17 protein-coding genes and 1 pseudogene are annotated in these 17,621 nt (G+C 45.2%); 9 read left to right on the top strand and 9 right to left on the bottom strand.

The window, feature by feature from the left end; all coding sequences use genetic code 11:
• Window positions 1-220 precede the first annotated feature (220 nt).
• The gene (locus GPLA_RS18460; protein WP_007106504.1) at window positions 221-616 is read left to right on the top strand and encodes a DUF3718 domain-containing protein; all 396 of its coding nucleotides are present in this window, start codon (window positions 221-223) and stop codon (window positions 614-616) included.
• 197 nt (window positions 617-813) lie between these two features.
• Here GPLA_RS18460 and GPLA_RS18455 read toward each other — a convergent pair whose 3' ends face one another.
• From GPLA_RS18455 to GPLA_RS18440, 4 genes are read right to left on the bottom strand one after another with little or no spacing between them, the layout of a single operon-like run.
• The gene (locus tag GPLA_RS18455; RefSeq protein WP_007106502.1) at window positions 814-1,788 is read right to left on the bottom strand and encodes an NADPH:quinone oxidoreductase family protein; all 975 of its coding nucleotides are present in this window, start codon (window positions 1,786-1,788) and stop codon (window positions 814-816) included.
• A gap of 60 nt (window positions 1,789-1,848) precedes the next feature.
• A complete protein-coding gene (locus GPLA_RS18450) occupies window positions 1,849-2,883 on the bottom strand; it encodes a phosphotransferase family protein (RefSeq protein ID WP_007106501.1) in 1,035 nt (344 codons plus the stop codon).
• Between the two features lie 14 nt (window positions 2,884-2,897).
• Entirely contained in the window at window positions 2,898-4,124 is a 1,227-nt protein-coding gene (locus GPLA_RS18445) for an acyl-CoA dehydrogenase family protein (protein WP_007106500.1), read from the bottom strand.
• 15 nt (window positions 4,125-4,139) lie between these two features.
• On the bottom strand, window positions 4,140-4,817 hold the full coding sequence (locus tag GPLA_RS18440; protein WP_007106499.1) for a histidine phosphatase family protein: 678 nt from the start codon (window positions 4,815-4,817) through the stop codon (window positions 4,140-4,142).
• 336 nt (window positions 4,818-5,153) lie between these two features.
• Between GPLA_RS18440 and GPLA_RS18435 the strand changes: the two genes are divergently transcribed.
• From GPLA_RS18435 to GPLA_RS18410, 6 genes are all read left to right on the top strand, one after another.
• Entirely contained in the window at window positions 5,154-7,745 is a 2,592-nt protein-coding gene (locus GPLA_RS18435) for a TonB-dependent receptor (protein ID WP_007106498.1), read from the top strand.
• Between the two features lie 127 nt (window positions 7,746-7,872).
• Entirely contained in the window at window positions 7,873-8,577 is a 705-nt protein-coding gene (gene pepE / locus GPLA_RS18430) for a dipeptidase PepE (RefSeq protein ID WP_007106497.1), read from the top strand.
• Window positions 8,578-8,719: 142 nt separating this feature from the next.
• Window positions 8,720-9,727: an LLM class flavin-dependent oxidoreductase gene (locus tag GPLA_RS18425; protein ID WP_007106496.1), complete on the top strand. Its 1,008-nt coding sequence runs from the start codon at window positions 8,720-8,722 to the stop codon at window positions 9,725-9,727.
• A gap of 132 nt (window positions 9,728-9,859) precedes the next feature.
• Window positions 9,860-10,633 (top strand): substrate-binding periplasmic protein, encoded by a 774-nt coding sequence (locus GPLA_RS18420; protein ID WP_040515323.1) that lies wholly within the window; start codon window positions 9,860-9,862, stop codon window positions 10,631-10,633.
• A 340-nt stretch (window positions 10,634-10,973) separates the two neighbouring features.
• Window positions 10,974-12,317, top strand: a complete 1,344-nt coding sequence (locus tag GPLA_RS18415; RefSeq protein ID WP_007106493.1) for a PQQ-dependent sugar dehydrogenase — start codon at window positions 10,974-10,976, stop codon at window positions 12,315-12,317.
• 171 nt (window positions 12,318-12,488) lie between these two features.
• Complete coding sequence (locus GPLA_RS18410; RefSeq protein WP_007106491.1) at window positions 12,489-12,692, top strand: hypothetical protein; 204 nt, start codon at window positions 12,489-12,491, stop codon at window positions 12,690-12,692.
• 43 nt (window positions 12,693-12,735) lie between these two features.
• On the opposite strand, the gene GPLA_RS24115 is transcribed toward GPLA_RS18410, so the two are convergent.
• A complete protein-coding gene (locus GPLA_RS24115; RefSeq protein ID WP_264370825.1) occupies window positions 12,736-12,810 on the bottom strand; it encodes a hypothetical protein in 75 nt (24 codons plus the stop codon).
• A gap of 357 nt (window positions 12,811-13,167) precedes the next feature.
• Entirely contained in the window at window positions 13,168-14,064 is an 897-nt protein-coding gene (locus GPLA_RS18405; RefSeq protein ID WP_007106490.1) for a LysR family transcriptional regulator, read from the bottom strand.
• A gap of 138 nt (window positions 14,065-14,202) precedes the next feature.
• Here GPLA_RS18405 and GPLA_RS18400 point away from each other — a divergent pair, with 138 nt between their 5' ends.
• Both GPLA_RS18400 and GPLA_RS18395 read left to right on the top strand, forming a co-directional pair.
• Entirely contained in the window at window positions 14,203-14,562 is a 360-nt protein-coding gene (locus GPLA_RS18400) for a DoxX family protein (RefSeq protein WP_007106489.1), read from the top strand.
• Entirely contained in the window at window positions 14,559-15,365 is an 807-nt protein-coding gene (locus GPLA_RS18395) for a DODA-type extradiol aromatic ring-opening family dioxygenase (RefSeq protein WP_007106488.1), read from the top strand. Before GPLA_RS18400 ends, GPLA_RS18395 begins: the two co-directional genes overlap by 4 nt.
• A 151-nt stretch (window positions 15,366-15,516) precedes the next feature.
• Here the strand turns inward: GPLA_RS18395 and GPLA_RS18390 are convergent.
• The 3 genes and pseudogenes from GPLA_RS18390 to bioD form a co-directional block, all read right to left on the bottom strand.
• Window positions 15,517-16,367 (bottom strand): annotated as a pseudogene (locus GPLA_RS18390) (FtsX-like permease family protein); the annotation flags it as partial.
• Between the two features lie 28 nt (window positions 16,368-16,395).
• The gene (locus GPLA_RS18385; protein ID WP_007106486.1) at window positions 16,396-16,668 is read right to left on the bottom strand and encodes a response regulator; all 273 of its coding nucleotides are present in this window, start codon (window positions 16,666-16,668) and stop codon (window positions 16,396-16,398) included.
• A gap of 173 nt (window positions 16,669-16,841) precedes the next feature.
• The gene (gene bioD / locus GPLA_RS18380; RefSeq protein ID WP_007106485.1) at window positions 16,842-17,585 is read right to left on the bottom strand and encodes a dethiobiotin synthase; all 744 of its coding nucleotides are present in this window, start codon (window positions 17,583-17,585) and stop codon (window positions 16,842-16,844) included.
• Window positions 17,586-17,621: the final 36 nt, after the last annotated feature.

Genomic DNA, 17,621 nt, shown 5'->3' with positions numbered 1-17,621 from the left:
TAAAAATTCACTTAAGTGGTTAGATTAAAGCAACCAAACGCCCCTACAACTAGGGCTGAACTGCAACAAAGTGTTGCTCTCGCTACCATAGGATGGTTTGTCTTTGGTATGACACCCTATACCCTAGTATCACAGTGTAGATTTTTTAATCAATGCAAATAGCGTTTAATTACCTCAACGAAACGAAATTATAATTAAAATAAGAACCGAGGAATTGACCATGTTGAAAATTGTTAACGCTTCTATCGCTATCGCCGCTACCACTATTATGTTTGCTGCACCTGCTCAGGCTGACGTCGCAGAAGCATTGCAAAACATCTGCACTATCGTTAAAGCAGACGATAAAGGTGAACTACGCAAAAAAATGAAACGTGTTCAGTCTGACTATCGCCTTAAACTACAAGATTATTATTCAGGTATCAGCTGTGGGGGTAACAGTTTAATCCGTACCGCCATGTTAAATGGCGCAGTTGAAACCGGTACCTTAATGGTTAAGAAAATGCCAAAAAGCGACTTGAGCACACCTGAGCAAGACGGCAAAACCGTTGTGGCTTGGGCCACCGAAAATGGCTTGACCAATTCACCTATCGTCGCGGTACTAAACGACCGCATCTAACATAGTCTTTACTCAGACATCTATTTCAGCTTTCGCGTGTTGGCAGCCTTTTTTTGAGCGTATTTGAACTGACGCAAGTAAGAAGACGATGTTAAAATGGGTTGTTGAACACGCACCAAATACCATAAAAAAACGGCCTTAATTGAGACCGTTTTTTTATGCGTTGTTTATTCAAACAACGCAATATTGACAGTACGCTAGGGGTTTAACGACATTTTTCCCTTCACTTCTCGCCCCATAACCTTGTTAAGTGCATCTTTTGCTTGTGCTAACGGTAACGCCTCATCGACCACCACCTTCACTTTGCCTTGCACATACCAAGTCAGCAGTTCTCGCATATTTTGTGCGAAATCTTGTGGCTGATGTTGGGTAAATGACCCCCAGAAAACACCCACTACTGAGTATCCTTTTACCAAGGACAAATTCACCGGAAACTCAGGGATTGTCCCACCGGCAAAACCTACCACTAATAATCGACCATTCCACGCCATACTCCGTGAACACGCATGAAAGGTGTCGCCGCCAACGCATTCATAAACGACGTCAACACCTTTACCGTTTGTGACTTCTTTAATGGCGGTTTTTAAATCGACTTCACTGTAGTTAATCAGGATATCGGCACCATTTGCTTTGGCCATATCAAGCTTTTCTTGGGTTGAGCACACGGCAATAACCTTAGCGCCCATGAGTTTACCAATTTGCACTGCGGCCAACCCGGTACCACCCGCGGCACCGGTAACAAGTAATGTTTCACCCGGCTGGATATTCGCACGCTGCTTTAAACCATGATGCGCTGTTGCGTGAGCGGTAACCAGTCCCGCTGCTTCATCATCGGAAATTTCATCTGGCAAAGGTAATACATGAGTTGCTGCACAGGCTACTTTTTCCGCATAGCCACCAAGCATACATAACGCGATAACACGCATGCCCACTTTTAAATGCGTCACGCCCTCACCAACTTCACTAACCACGCCAGCGACTTCATTACCTGGAATAAAAGGCACTTCAGGTTTCATTTGATATAAGCCTTGAACAATTAGGCCATCAGGAAAGTTCACACCACAGGCTTTGATATCAACGACAACCTGTCCTTTGCCTGCTTTAGGATCAGGCATCTCTTTATATTCTAAATTTTCTACTGGTCCAAAGGCATTACATACTATGGCTTTCATTCTTTACTCCATTCGGGTCTGTCGCGCCACCAACCTATCAGCGGCGCAATTAAATGCTGATTATTGCAGTATCTTCAATGCATACTGGGCTAACGGCTGTACTAACTTGCCGACTTGCAACGCTTGTTTGTTAGAGGCGTTTCCGTCTACGGCTCGTTTCGCCACACCTTGAGCGATAGCGCCAAGTCGGAAGAAGCTAAACGCCAAATAGAAATTCCAGTTAGGGATATTATCAATACCCACTAATTTACAATATTGCGCCACGTATTCTTCTTCACTTGGAATGCCCAATGACGCACGGTCTACATCGCCTAGACCTGTTGCTTTGCCGACATTATCCGGTAAACGAAGTTGCATGCACTGATATGCTAAGTCCGCATACGGATGGCCAAGAGTCGATAACTCCCAATCAAGCACAGCAATAATATCGGCTGAATCTTTAGCAAACATCAGATTATCCATGCGGTAATCGCCATGTACTAATGAGACTTGCCCATCGTCCTCAGGGATATTATTTTCCAGCCACGTGATGAGCTTATCCATTTCAGGAATTTCATGGGTCTCGGACAAACGATACTGCTTAGTCCAGCGACTAATTTGACGTTCGAAATAATTACCCGGCTTGCCGTAGTCCCCAAGGCCCACCTCTTCAATATTGACTTTATGCAGCGCAGCCAAAACGTTAACCATGTTTTGATACATAGTCGCGCGGGTTTGGTTATCCGTTATTTCAGGTAACGAACTGTCCCAATAGACGTTACCGTCCATAAACTCCATGACATAAAACATGCTGCCAATCACCTCGGGGTCTTCGCAAAGATGATAGACCTTTGCCACAGGTGCTTGGCTATTTTCCAACGCTTTTAGCACGCGATATTCACGGTCTACAGCATGGGCTGATTTCAATAATTTTCCCGGTGGCTGGCGACGCAAAACATAGGTTGCATCCGCGGTTTGTAATTTGAAGGTGGGATTTGACTGCCCACCAGCAAATTTAGTGGCCGTTACTGGGCCACTAAAACCGGCAATATGTTCAGCCAAATAGGTGGCAAGACGTGCTTCGTCTAGCTGTTCTACACCGCTTTGCTTACTCATTGCGCTTACTCCAATTATGCGTTGTAATCTTTAATTAAGTTACGTCCAAGTTGCATCATGTGCACCTGATCAGGACCATCGGCTAAACGAATAGTACGCGCGTACGCATAGCTACCGGCCAAAATAAAGTCTTGGCTCGTACCTGCTGCACCGTGCATTTGAATAGCTTCATCAATAACTTTGCAGGCCATTGTTGGCGCAACAATTTTGATTGCCGCAATAATGTCTCTTGCTACTTTATTGCCGTAGCGATCCATCTTGTCGGCGGCTTTTAGGGTTAACAATCGCGCTTGTTCAATATCACAATGCATTCTCGCAATACTTTCACGCACAGATTGTTGCTTACTTAGTGGCTGACCAAAAGCAACTCGATTTTCTACTCGCTCACAGGCTAAATCTAACGCGCGCTGAGCACAACCGATCAAACGCATACAGTGGTGAATACGACCCGGTCCTAAACGACCTTGGGCAATTTCAAACCCTTTGCCTTCACCGATTAATAAGCTGGAGGCTGGCACACGAACATTCTCAAACAAGACTTCAGCATGGCCAACGGGCTCATCATAAAAGCCCATTGCACTCAGTGGACGCACAACCGTTACCCCTTTGGTATCAATAGGAACAAGGATTTGTGACTGTTGCTCATGACGTACTGCTGATGGATCTGTTTTTCCCATGACCACGAGGATTTTACAATCTTCGTTCATGGCGCCACTGGTATACCATTTACGACCATTGATCACATACTCATCACCATCACGAGTAATAGACGTTTCAATGTTGGTAGCATCAGATGAAGCCACTGCAGGTTCAGTCATGGCGAAACCAGAGCGAATTTTGCCTTCGAGTAGTGGTTCAAGCCATTTTTTCTTATCTGCTTCTGAACCATAGCGGGCCAATACTTCCATATTGCCAGTATCAGGCGCGCTGCAGTTGAACACTTCAGAGCTCCACATTACGCGCCCCAGTATTTCACACAAAGGTGCATATTCTAGGTTATTCAAACCTGCGCCATAGGGTAAATATTCTTCAGGTAAAAATAGGTTCCATAAACCGGCCGCTTTGGCTTTTCCTTTTAATTCTTCGATTAAAGGCAAGGTTTTCCAGCGGGTGGCCGGATCAGCGCTAGCGGCTTGCACGTCAGCTAAATATTGTTTCTCATTAGGATAAATGTGCTCATCCATAAAGGCTTCTAAACGAGCGATAAGTTCTTGGGTTTTCTGTGAGTAATCGAAGTTCATAGTATTTTATTCCATTTAACTAAACGTGATGGCACCAACACGCTCAGGTACATCGAGGTGCGGTACATTGTTAAAGCTACTTAACCGCACGGTGTCGCGGTTAAAAAAGAAATGACTGTAGCTGGCGTTGCGCACTTGCATGTTAAGTTCAATGACATGCTTAGCATCTAGCTCAAGCACTATGCTCATTAACATAGAAATCGCACCGCCTGAGCTAACCAGCAAAATGGGTTTATCGTGGCTTTCCTTACGCATGGCACTGAGTACCGCAAATACGCGCTGGCGAAACTCGCCCCAAGTTTCATTTAACATGCTGGGATCAAGTTGTTCATTTGACCAGGCACCCATGGCCTTTTTAAGTAACCGGTAAAAATCCGCAGCCGGCGCACCTTTTTGCACCGCATCGTTAGGGTGCTCAGCAAGATAAGCGGCAGCAATGTTTTGAAAGTCAAACTCATTCAACCCAGTGTGGGTCACTGTCTCTAACTGGGTATTTAATCCCCGACAAATGCCGCTTGCGGTTTCTTTATGTCGAACCATTTCACCCAACCACAACTGACTGAATTCAAGATTTCGAGCTGCGAAATATTCCCCTAGCCAATCAGACTGCTGGTGCCCTAGTGGACTCAGCTTATCGTAATTATCGGCACCAAAGGATGCTTGTCCATGACGTACAATATAGAACTCTGACATCTAACCACCTCAGTTTTAAACTGAAAATCATACTAGTGACAAAGCTATTATTAGTTTAATTGATTATTTTAATGGTTTTGTATTGATTGATGTTATTCAGCTAACAGATAACAACAGGCATAGGGCTTACAGGGAAGTGAGATTATTTTTATGCAATAAAAAACACAGATTAACATTTTACTAACGTCTTATTTACTTTCCGGCGAAAAAATTGCAGTCTTATGCTCATCCGACTAGTTGCTCCCGATGCAATGTGTTGGATCTCGTTCCCCTAATGAAAATATACCAACAAAAAACATTAGGGCCGCCAGCTAACACATTAAGAGAAGTAAAATAATGTCTACCTTACCTCATCGTTTAAAACGCACACCGCTTGCTTCAATAATAGGCTTCACTCTTGCCTTCGGCAGTGGATTCGCCCTCGCCCAAGAAGAAGCAGCACCTAGTGATAAAGGGCTTGAAACCATTACGGTAACCGCTCAAAAGCGTGCACAAAACTTACAAGAAGTCCCCGTTTCAGTTACTGCATTTAACGGCGAAGCGATGGCCGAAGCCGTCATCAAAGATATGTATGACTTGCAAACGAATGTGCCAGGTTTAGGTGCGTTTCAGAGCCAAAGTGCCACCAACTCTAGTTTCTCAATTCGTGGTGTGGGCACCTCGTCGCAAAACTTTGGATTAGAATCATCGGTTGGTCTCTATGTGGACGGTGTGTATCGCGCCCGTCAAAACTCGATGATCAATAACTTAGTGGATGTCGCAGCGGTAGAAGTATTGCGTGGTCCACAAGGCACCTTATTTGGTAAAAACACCCCATCTGGCGCCATTCTAATATCTACCGTGGCGCCAAGTCATAGTGGTGGCGACGCTTTTGTAGAAGCCACAGTAGGCAATTATGGTTTAGTGAATTTGTCAGGGGCCATGTCTGTTTCCGCCATCGAGGATGTATTGGCCTTTCGCGTAACAGGGTTTTCCAGTAACCGTGACGGCACCATAAGTGATGTTAACTTAGGTGAAGACACCTTAAACGACAGAGACCGTTTCGGTGGTCGCTTACAAGCATTGTATACCCCAAGCGAAGATCTTTCGGTACGCGTTATCGCAGATTATGCTGAAATCGACGAGATTTGCTGTGGTGCCCCCGTGCAGTTAAGTAACTTTCAAGCGAATGAAATTCCGGGAAAATTCGGTACTGACGCTGCGATAGATCAGCTAGGCGGTACACGCTTCCCTGGTGGCAACGCATTCTTCGACCGAGAAGTTGCCGTCTCTTTCTTACCCGTGGCCACTATGAAAGACCGAGGAGTTTCAGCAGAAGTTGACTGGGAACTAGACGATAATTACACCTTTGTGTCGATCTCTGCTTATCGTTCATTCGATTCATACGACAATATCGACAGCGATTTTACTGATGCGGATTTATTCGGCACCAGCAACGATTCCCAGCAAAACTCATTTTCACAAGAATTCCGCTTAGATTATACCAGCGAAGATCTTAATTTTATCGTTGGCGCTTATTTCTTCACCCAAGATTTGGATCTTGAATACAGTCTTTATACCGATACCATTTTTGACGGTTTCGCACTCAGTGTTTTAGGCCAAAACGTGGACGCATTAACCGGCACTGCAGGTTCATTTTCGAGCCTACTCGCAGGCATAGATGGACTAGCGACAGCAGGGTTAATTGCTCCGCGCGCAGCTGGGGCTCCCGCTGGAACTGGGTTTAACCATGTGGCTGAGCAAGAACACAAAAGCTACGCAATATTCAGCCAGTTCGATTACAAATTAAGCGCTGAATTTACCCTCACCGCAGGTCTACGTTTCACCAAAGAGAAAAAAGATTTATTGACGGTATTTACCGAAGTTGGACCAGGCATTAACGGGTTAGCAGGCAACACGCCGGTTGATTTAGTCGCCGCCCTAACGACGGCGGGTGGCATTGCAGCGGGGGCCATTGATTTAACCACAGCAGCGGGTCAAGCCACTTTGGTTAATTTCCAAGGTTTCTCCGAGGCAGGATGGGCTTTTCCCCTACTGGGTGATACCACTCGTCCACGCAGCGACATCCAAGAAAGCATCAGTGATGATCAAATAAGCGGCACTTTGAAACTGAGCTACCAACCAAACAGTGACACATTATTGTACGCATCTTACGGCAACGGTTATAAATCAGGCGGCACCAATACTGACCGTATAGCAGCAGGGTTTAACCCGATTTTTGATGCCGAAACCTCTCAGTCATTTGAGCTAGGTATCAAAAAAGATTTTCGCCAGCAAAACCTGCGCGTAAATGCAGCAGCACACTACACCACAGTGGATGATTTTCAAGCTAACACCTTTACCGGCAACGGCTTTAATTTACAAAATGCCGGTGACTATGAAATATCAGGTATGGAGCTAGAAGCAACTTGGCTGCCAATGGATAGCGTAGAAGTGCATTTGGGTTATGCCTTAGTGAATGCTGAATACAAAACGTTTAAAGCGGGTAACTGCTGGACCGCTTATACGTGGCATACCGGTATCGACGATCCTGGTCGCGTGAATGCAGACGACAGCTTCTGTGATCGCTCAGGGGATCGCCCAGGCGGAGAGCCTGAGAATTACGCCGTGCTAAGTGTCAAAAAAGACTTTGAATTAACAGACAGTATCTATGCTTATGTACAAGGTGAATACAGCTACACAGGTGATGTAATTCTTGATGGCAGTAATGACCCCTACGCAGTGCAAGATTCTTACAACATCTTGAACCTTCGATTCTTCATGAACTTCACGGATTACGATATGGACGTCATATTATGGGCGCGTAACGTACTAGACGAAGAATATATCAACCGTACCAACTTCAATACGCCTCTGCAGGAAGGTAAGCTAAATGCTTATATGGCTGAGCCAGCCACCTATGGCCTGACAGTGAAAAAACGCTTCTAAAGTAAATGTATAAGCAAAAAACCGGCGAAAGCCGGTTTTTTATTATCTGTCATTCTGTTATCAAGTCCGTTATCAACTTGCTATCATTTCATTGGTGCCTATCTCTGGTGTTTACTAAGGACGTATTTTGAATTTATTGATGTTAAGCAGCTCACGCGCGGGCGATGAAGAATATTTGTCCCACGCAACACATATGATTACCACTCATCTTGCCAACAGCCAAAAGATTGTCTTTATCCCTTATGCAGGTGTCACAATAGACTGGCCAAGTTACACTGCAAAGGTGCAGGCTGCGTTACCTCATTTACCTATCTCAGGTATTGAATCCTATGACGACCCCGTAGCTGGCGTGACGCAAGCCGATGCCATTATGGTCGGTGGAGGCAATACTTTTAATTTGTTACATCAACTCTATGCCAACAACTTAGTCCAATGCATTCAAACACGGGTCAAAAGCGGTATACCCTATGTGGGCTGGAGCGCGGGTTCAAATATCTGTGGTAACTCCATTCGTACCACCAATGATATGCCGATTATATTTCCACCCACGTTTGACGCCTTAAATTTAGTGCCTTTTCAGCTAAATCCACACTACAACGATTATCGAGCTCCTGGACACAACGGTGAAACACGTGCCCAGCGGATCGCAGAATTTTGCGTACTCAATCCCCACATGCCGGTGCTCGGAATACGAGAAGGTACAGCACTTGTATGTGCTGGCGACGCACTCACGCTGCAGGGAAGTTTAGCGGGTGTGATATTTGAAAATGGTTTGCAAGCGACCTTAAGTCCAGGACAAGATTTGCGTCAATACCTAAACGTGAAAGCGTAAAGATATCCCAACAATTTTGCCCTGGTACTTATAACACTAAGGTATGCGTAATTGACATGACCCCAAAGAGTGAATGTTGCTTGCAATCGCACATTGTCATCCCCACCTTGCTCACATTGGTCTAACTAAAGGACATTCATACATGACAGGTTCAACTGCGTTTTCGATTCTAGACTTGGCGCCTATTGCCCAAGGACAAGGCATAGCGCAAACCCTTGAGCACAGCCGCCAAATGGCTGTACAGGCAGAAAAACTAGGCTATAACCGAGTTTGGCTAGCAGAACATCACGGTATGCGGGGTGTGGGTAGTTCAGCCACATCTGTGGTGCTAGGTCACATAGGCGCTGCCACCAACAAAATCCGTATTGGCTCTGGGGGCATTATGTTGCCGAATCACTCTCCGTTAGTGATTGCCGAACAATTTGGCACCTTAGCCGCATTATTTCCTGATCGGGTTGATCTTGGTTTAGGCCGCGCTCCGGGTACTGATATGGCAACGGCCAGAGCGCTAAGACGAAACATGCAAGCCAGCGTTGAAGATTACCCCAGCGACATTCGTGCATTGCAAAGCTATTTAGGTAGCCCCAGCGACGATCAAACAATTATTGCCGTACCCGGTAGTGACAGCCATGTACCACTTTGGTTACTAGGCTCAAGTCTGTACAGCGCACAATTGGCGGCGCAATTTGGTTTACCATACTCGTTTGCCTCGCACTTTGCCCCAGATGCATTATTCGATGCCTTCAATATCTACCGTAGCCAGTTCAAACCTTCTGCTCAACTAAATCAGCCCTATACAATGGCTGGAGTAATGGCGGTGATTGCCGATACCGATGAAGAAGCACGATATTTATATACATCGTTACAGCAGCAATTTGCCAATTTGCGCAGAGGCGCCAATAAGCCCTTTGCCCGTCCCGTGGATGATATTAACACGGTGTGCAGCCCTGCTGAATTGTCGATGATTGCACACACATTGCAATATGCCATCGTTGGTTCGCCTGAAACTGCACATGCTCAGCTTGCGCGTTTTATTGAAAATACCCTTGCTGATGAAGTGATATTTTCATTTCCGATACACGATCAGAAAGCGCGCTTACACAGTATGCAATTATTAGCCAGCAGCCAAAACATGCGTAAAAGCCTCTAACAATAGGGTAATTTTACGTCACGGAAAATCAACAGCAGCGATTAGTTTGCTTTAATACTTTGTTTACAGGGATTTATTAACAAACATAACAATGAGATGAGTGTCGGTGACAAACCGAACTGAGATATAGCCATGAATATGAAGCACCCGATGTTACAGCTCGCTGTATGGGGTATATTAACTAGCCTAATATCCTACAAGGTATTAGCCAGCAACGACGATAAAAGCCTAGAGGTAGCAGTAGGTTGGAATAAACCACCGTATGTAAATTCCGCCGATGATAGCGGTTTCGAACTGGATATGATCCGGCAAATATTTGCTCGAATGGGCTACAAATTCAAACCTGTCTATGTGCCCTATGGTCGCAGCTTGAGTATGTTGCAAAATAGCCGCGTAGACGGTGCATTAACGTTGAGCGAAAATGCTGCGGTGCCCCCTGTGCAATTAACCGACAGTTATATTCAATATCAAAACGTAGCCGTGTCCTTGCAATCCAAGCACCTTGACATTAAACAGCCCAAAGACTTGGGCCGCTATGCGATTGCGGCCTATCAAACTGCCGCCAAAAATTTAGGTGAACAATACGCTTACGCCGTTAAACAAGCCCCGTTATATGTCGAGCTGCCAGATCAAACCAAGCAGGTCGCTATGTTGCTCAATGGACACGTTTCGGTGTTAATCATTGACGTAAACATATTTAATAATCTACAGGCAGTGCTAGAGCCTGGGACGAATAGACAACCTATTACGATCCACCATATATTCGCTCCCAGTGACTATCATGTGGGCTTTTTAAACCCGAATCTGGCGCAAGATTTCAATCAAGCTCTGAAAGCCTACCAAACATCCCTCGCCCATCAGGAGCTGGTGCATAAATACAATATTTTTGCTGATGAAGATGTTTAGGCCACAGTGCATCCTCTGGTGAGTACGCACAGGTAAAATGGTGAAATACCTTGTAAAATCAACCCGCGGCACATGACGACTTCGTGTAAATAGCCTAATAAAGAAGCGTCGAAAGGTCCAATGAACATCTCAGTTAATAGCGTAAAATCAATATGATAGCCCCATGACTAATGACGATGTTAAGCTACGACTCATAACGGCAGACAACTTGCTTACCATGCCAGTAACGTATGCATTTAGCATCTAGTCAACAACATCAATGCCTACGCACAATGTGCGTACGTGAGGGTGGTTATTAACCGAGTGTTAAATATACTCTAGCTAAATTACAGGAGTCTTCATGTTCTCAACTCGCCCTATTCCCAGTGTTTTATTGCTACTTTCGGCCATAGGCATAAGTGCATGTTCAGATCGTTCACAACTCGACCCCGCCACGACCTTTGGGAGTGAGCCTACCTTAGTTGAGCCGGATGCCACACTTATCCCCACCGTCAATATCGCCGATGCCGTTGGCTGGCCTGAAGGAAACAAGCCCACGACAGCGCTCAACGCATTGCAAGTTAATCCCTTCGCCAAAAATTTAGATCACCCAAGGTGGCTATACACCTTGCCCAATGGCGACGTACTCGTGGCAGAAAGCAATAAACCACAAAAACATGATGAAGAAGGCGGCATAAAACAATGGATCACCAAAAAAGTCATGAGCAAAGCCGGAGCAGGTAGTCCCAGCGCCGATCGTATTACTCTGCTTAGAGATGCAGATAAAGACGGGATCGCGGAAACGAAAACAACGTTTCTATCCGATTTACACTCCCCCTTTGGCATGGTGTTAGTGGGGAACACACTTTATGTGGCAAATACTGACGCCATCGTGAGCTTCCCCTACGAGCAGGGGCAAACTGAAATTACGGCTGGGTCGAGTGAAGTGATTAAATTACCCGCCGGAAAATTAAATCACCATTGGACGAAAAACATCGTGGCCAGCAAAGATGGCACTAAGCTTTATGCATCGATAGGCTCCAACAGTAACATCGCCGAAAACGGCTTCGACGCTGAAAGAGGCAGAGCGGCAATTTGGGAGATCAATATCGCCTCAGGTGAGCACCGTATCTTTGCCTCTGGATTACGCAATCCCGTGGGAATGACTTGGGTAGGCAATACGTTGTGGACATCGGTAAATGAACGGGATGAATTGGGCAACGATTTGGTACCTGACTACATGACATCAGTCCAAGACGGCGCATTTTATGGCTGGCCTTATAGCTATTATGGGCAGCACATAGATACGCGGGTAGAACAACGTGCGCCAGAACTCGTTAAAAAAGCGCTTAAGCCTGATTACGCGTTAGGCGCTCACACGGCTTCGCTGGGGCTATTTTATACCGATGGAAAGCATAATTTGCATGATATCGGCCAAGGAATGTTCATCGGCCAGCATGGCTCATGGAACCGTGAACCGCGAGCAGGGTATAAGGTTCTTTTTGTGCCATTTAGTGACCAACAGCCGGCGGGTAAACCGATTGAAATACTAAGTGGATTTTTAAGCCAAGATGGGCAAGCCCAAGGTCGTCCCGTCGGTGTGGAAATAAACAAACAGGGAGATTTATTGGTTGCCGATGATGTGGGAAATATTATTTGGCGGGTTTCATCAAGCGATTCAAATATTACCCATAACCCAAACTGATCCGGTCTTACGTAATCTAGGTCACCCAAAAAATACCGGCATAGAGGCATGCATTGCCCCTATGCCATAATCGCCTAATAAATTTATCGTTAAAGGCGTACTTGCAGCTGCTTTTCACGTTTTTTAATGTGGAAAAGCCTACTGCAGCCCAACTAATACTGCGCAATATCGGTGTATTTATTCCCTAACGAAGGTCATGGTTTTAATAAACCAGAAAACAGCTTAGCGTTTTTCGCCGTTACTGAAGCGTTTCTAGGATCTTGCTTAGGCGGTCGCGTAGAGGCCATTGGCGATGACTTTACCAACTCCAGCATCGAAATCGTTCACGGCGTTGATTTCATACCGGGATTAAAAACCCATTTATCTGAAAATTAAACGGCTGATGGTGATCTCGGAAAAAGAAGCTTCGGCTTCTTTTTTATCCTGTAACAGCGCCAAAATTTAAGGCAATGATCATGCTGCCACCGATAGCAGGCGCCCAAACTTCCTCAATAATCCCTCCGAAAGCTTCTCCCCGCCAATGACCGGCGAGCTATTTCACTGCGCTTAAGTCAGCCCTGGGGCTTGGTTGCGTGTCATCTAAAAATATAAGTTTGGCAATGTTTCATCGGCCGAAACATCAATACAAAGTAACATCAGCAAATAAAACGTCGCTATTCTAAGCATGTACTTATCTCATTGGGAACGACTCAGTAACGCGACAAAAAACATAATCGCGTATGTTATCGGCTCTAAAAACCACCTACCCCTTTCGCGATCCACATACTCACTAAGAAGCTGACGGAAAAATCCCAGTAAACGTACAGTTAAATGCAGTATATTGTCGCCATAAGCTGGCATTATTTACACATCAAATCTGATTAAAGGTGTAGTGCGTAAATTGCGCCCAAACCGCTTGGGCAACCGGGCCTAACGGCTGTAACTTGTTTTTCATAATATAGTATTTAAGGGGAATTTCATTTGGTACATCCAATAACGCCAATCTAGCGATAGTGCCATTTTTAATACTTTGCTCAGCAACATGATCGGGCAATTTCCCCCACCCCATGGCATTTTCAATTAACATTTTCTTGGTTGAAAAATCATTCACATACCATCTACGTTGCCCGCCCTGCACACCCCATTCAGTGTCTTTTGAGCCTTTACCTGAGTCTTGAACGATGATTTGATACTCATTTAACAACATTTGGCTGCTATTTAATTTTGGGTGGCGATTAATTAAGGCTGGCGCAGCAACATTTATTAACGAACCATTGGTGAGGAAATGACCATCAATTTGAGGGTCAATTTGCAGATCATTGAATGTTGGGCTAATGCACAGTGTCGCTAGATTATGTTGAATCGCCTCAAACGCACCCGATATATATTCTTGCTTGATGATAATCTGAGTATGGGGAAATTGATTTTGCACGTTTGCTAGTAATGGCAAGATCCCTTTTAAATTAAATGACGCCTCAATTGCAATGGTAATACTCGCTTCGTTGCCCTGTGAAAGGTGCGTTGCCACTTGCTGCAGAGCTGACGCTTCTTTTAGCAGTAACGCGGCTTTTTGATATAAAGCCTTACCGGCTTCGGTCAATTCTAATCGATAACCAGCACGATTGAATAACGCCAAATTAAATGCGCTTTCAAGTTGGCGTATACCCTGACTAATAGCCGGCTGCGTTTTATGTAGCCGCGTACTGGCTTGACTTAATGAGCCCAACTCGGCGACCGTCACAAACATGATGAGTTGATCAAACTTCATAGTCACTCCTTAACTTATAAAGTATTAGTTTATAAGTTCTTCACAAACATTCAATATTAATTAACTAACCATCAGTCTAATCTTCTCTCACGGACTGAGAAACGACTTAGTTTTAATTTAATTTTGTAGGAGAAACACATGAGTAAATTTAGAAAATATGGGCTGTACGCATCACTAGGGTTAGCAACAATGGCGTTCGCGGCGGCGGGTATTGCCAAGTTAGCCGGTGTTGAGCAAATGCACATGTCATTTGCAGCAATGGGTTTACCTGTTTGGTTTGGCTATTTTATCGGAGCAAGCGAACTGGCAGGTGCAATTGGAATTTGGCTTAAAAAACTCAGCATTTCAGCCGCCAGTGGGTTGTTAATCATAATGGCAGGCGCACTGTATTTCCATCTCGTATACGACGCGGTTGCCAATGCCGTACCTGCAATTGTTTTGTCGTTATTGTTGATAAACATCATCCATAATCGCCGTAAAGGAGTCATCACCCAATGAGTATCCCCACTGAAAATATAGTGCCTTCTTCATTGATGCCAATACTTTATATTCCCCATGGTGGCGGTCCATTGCCGCTTATGGGTGAGGAGCAACATAAAGAACTCATCGCATTTTTAGGCCAAATCCCCCGAACAATACAGCCACCTAAAGCGCTGGTGATCATTAGCGCACACTGGGAATCAAACCTAGTGAGTATTTCTTCATCCGCCAATCCGGGGATGATTTATGACTATGGCGGCTTTCCCCAAGAAACTTACCAATATCAGTATCCGGCACCCGGTCAACCTGAGCTTGCTCGTCACATTGGCCGTTTATTTGCTGCCAACGACATTGATTACGCAATAGATCCTGAGCGTGGTTATGATCACGGTACATTTGTACCATTAATGTTGATGTACCCTAAGGCAAACGTCCCAGTGGTGCAGGTCTCATTGGTGCGTTCGTTCGACCCCTTACAACACATAAAAATAGGTCAAGCCTTGAGTTCACTGCGAGAGCAAGGCGTATTAATCATTGGTTCAGGCATGTCATTTCATCATTTTAATGGAAGCAATCAAGACAGCCTAAATTTTGACAACTGGCTAACAAATGCCCTAACAGACAAAAACTTAGGACAAAGCACACAGCACTTAATCGACTGGGAAACCGCCCCCTCCGCTCGAGAAAGTCACGCCAGGGAAGAACACTTGTTACCGCTTCATGTGTGTTTTGGCGCAAGCATTGCCCAAAATACACCCGCCGTAAAAGTGTTTAGCGGATTGTTGTTTGACAAAAAAATATCTGCATTTATGTGGCAATGATAGCCGAGAGTCTAAATCAGCCTGTATTTAAGGGCACTTACCAGCGCCAATCGGCTGCGAGAAAATCAGAAAAAGTAGCCGCCACCTTAATTAAAAAGGCGGTTATCTTAATTTCGCACTGTCGCTACAAGGATAACATTGTGTGTTTTGATTAATCTCTGGATAGCGCATCAACAGGGTTAAGTTTTGCTGCATTGCGGGCTGGAATATAACCAAACAAAATGCCAATCAAGGTTGAGCAGACAAACGCGGCAAGGATAGATGAACTCGAATAAATCATCTGAAAATCACTGTTGGTGTATGTAAAAATCACACCGATTAGATAGGCCAGTCCGATGCCTAATGCCCCACCACAGAAACAGACCAACACAGCTTCGATTAAAAACTGGCGCATGATATCGGTTTGCCTAGCGCCTACTGCCATGCGTATACCTATTTCGCGGGTTCGTTCTGTGACAGACACTAGCATGATATTCATCACGCCAATTCCTCCTACTAATAACGAGATGAACGCGATGGCAGAAATAAGCAAGGTCATGGTTTCAGATGTTTTAGCAATACTTTTGCGCACTGTGTCTGTGTTAATAGTAAAAAATCAACCGTGCCGTGACGCATGCTCAGTAAACGGATAATCCCTTGTTCCGCCACATCACTGGCAACATTTCCGCCGACTCTTACCGTGATATCACTGACATAATTTTGCCGAAATATACGCCCAGACACAGTCGTATAAGGCAGCCAAACATTGAGTTCATCACTGTTGTCAGACACACTTTGAATCGGTTGTGTCACGCCAATAACGCGCACAGGAAGTTGACCGAGAAAAATAACATTGCCCAGTGCATGGCCTTGCGAGAAGAGTGCTTGTTCGGTGTTTGCGTCAATCACAGCGACTTGGGCTAAGGTCTCAATACTGTCTTCAGTAAAATATTGCCCCTGGGCCAAACTGTAACCCCGAACACGGAAATACTCACTACCTACCCCTTGCACTGAACCGGTAACCGTTTCACTGGAATAACGAATAGCCACATTAGCCCTGAACACGATCACCTAGTTCGTTGCGGGCAGTAAGCAGGATAACGGGGGTATTAACTCCCGCTCGGCGAAAAGAACGCAGTATATCTAGGCGATCACGTCCCGGAAGCATAATGTCGAGAATAATCGCGTCATAGGTATGTTTACATGCAAATTCATAGCCTTGATTACCATCAATGCAATGGGAGACATTAACGCTTTTTGCGCCCAAGCCTGCACAGATAAAATCAGCTATTTTTTGTTCGTCTTCGACAAGCAGTATTTTCATTCAGTGTGTGTCCCTAACGACCGATGAAAGTATCCCACCTGAAGCCTTGCACTCGCAACAAGTATGACCAGATTGTCATTTTAAAGAACGACACAATCCTTATGTCAGGTATCAAAGTACTGACTAAACGGATGAAATAAATAGTGAACGTTTTAGCGCTTAAATTTTACGCCCTAAGTAATCAGGCCTAGTGCCTGCAATCCAAAACACGCTTTTACATCCTCAGGCGCTGATGCCCTTGGCACACGCCCCAGTAAAGGAGCCTGCAACAAGTTTTGCAAACTCTGAATATTTTCTTCCAAAAAGGGCATATCAGGCTCAAGCATATTAGCAACCCAACCCACCACAATCAGTCCGTCCTGTTCAATGGCTTGTGCCGTTAATAAGGCGTGATTCACACAGCCTAACCGCATGCCCACCACTAAAATAACCGCTAGCTTGTGTGCCACAGCAAAATCAGACAAATATTGCTCATACCCTTCACTGTTTTTACCCAGAGGTAAGCGCCAACCACCTGCCCCTTCGACCAACAGCACATCACTTTGTTTATCAACCAAATGCTGGTAACCCAGATTAATATCATGTAACTCGATGAAGGTACCGTCACCCGATGCGACTTTTTTCGCACAAGCTAAGTGCGGGGCTATCGGCTTTTCAAAGGCAATGGGATTCACCTCGTCGTAATCAAGCACTAGGCTACTCGCCAGCTGAAGCTGTAAGGCATCTTCGTTGCGTAAACCCAAAGTGGTGCGCTCACAACCTGCCGATATCGGCTTATATGCTGCGGTGGATAGTCCAATATCGCGACACGCGGCAAGTAAGGCACAGCTCACGAAGGTTTTACCCACTTCGGTATCCGTACCGGTAACAAAAAATGCATGTTGTACACTGGGTTGTTGAGCGTTATTAAGCGACATGACGCATTTCCTTAATTTGAGGGTTTTTGGCTTTAC

Source organism: Paraglaciecola polaris LMG 21857 (assembly GCF_000315055.1).
In the GTDB taxonomy this organism is placed as follows: Bacteria; Pseudomonadota; Gammaproteobacteria; order Enterobacterales; family Alteromonadaceae; genus Paraglaciecola; species Paraglaciecola polaris.
The sequence above is the reverse complement of the archived record's forward strand: the minus strand, read 5'-3'. Positions and strand labels throughout refer to the sequence as shown.

What these genes read in the sequence shown, in the direction of transcription:
- GPLA_RS18405 (WP_007106490.1), bottom strand. Translation starts at nt 14,064, where the DNA reads ATGAAGTTTGATCAACTCATCATGTTTGTGACGGTCGCCGAGTTGGGC.
- GPLA_RS18425 (WP_007106496.1), top strand. Translation starts at nt 8,720, where the DNA reads ATGACAGGTTCAACTGCGTTTTCGATTCTAGACTTGGCGCCTATTGCC.
- bioD (WP_007106485.1), bottom strand. Translation starts at nt 17,585, where the DNA reads ATGTCGCTTAATAACGCTCAACAACCCAGTGTACAACATGCATTTTTT.
- GPLA_RS18395 (WP_007106488.1), top strand. Translation starts at nt 14,559, where the DNA reads ATGAGTATCCCCACTGAAAATATAGTGCCTTCTTCATTGATGCCAATA.
- GPLA_RS18435 (WP_007106498.1), top strand. Translation starts at nt 5,154, where the DNA reads ATGTCTACCTTACCTCATCGTTTAAAACGCACACCGCTTGCTTCAATA.
- GPLA_RS18455 (WP_007106502.1), bottom strand. Translation starts at nt 1,788, where the DNA reads ATGAAAGCCATAGTATGTAATGCCTTTGGACCAGTAGAAAATTTAGAA.
- GPLA_RS18450 (WP_007106501.1), bottom strand. Translation starts at nt 2,883, where the DNA reads ATGAGTAAGCAAAGCGGTGTAGAACAGCTAGACGAAGCACGTCTTGCC.
- GPLA_RS18440 (WP_007106499.1), bottom strand. Translation starts at nt 4,817, where the DNA reads ATGTCAGAGTTCTATATTGTACGTCATGGACAAGCATCCTTTGGTGCC.
- GPLA_RS18460 (WP_007106504.1), top strand. Translation starts at nt 221, where the DNA reads ATGTTGAAAATTGTTAACGCTTCTATCGCTATCGCCGCTACCACTATT.
- GPLA_RS18415 (WP_007106493.1), top strand. Translation starts at nt 10,974, where the DNA reads ATGTTCTCAACTCGCCCTATTCCCAGTGTTTTATTGCTACTTTCGGCC.
- GPLA_RS18400 (WP_007106489.1), top strand. Translation starts at nt 14,203, where the DNA reads ATGAGTAAATTTAGAAAATATGGGCTGTACGCATCACTAGGGTTAGCA.
- GPLA_RS18385 (WP_007106486.1), bottom strand. Translation starts at nt 16,668, where the DNA reads ATGAAAATACTGCTTGTCGAAGACGAACAAAAAATAGCTGATTTTATC.
- GPLA_RS18420 (WP_040515323.1), top strand. Translation starts at nt 9,860, where the DNA reads ATGAATATGAAGCACCCGATGTTACAGCTCGCTGTATGGGGTATATTA.
- GPLA_RS18445 (WP_007106500.1), bottom strand. Translation starts at nt 4,124, where the DNA reads ATGAACTTCGATTACTCACAGAAAACCCAAGAACTTATCGCTCGTTTA.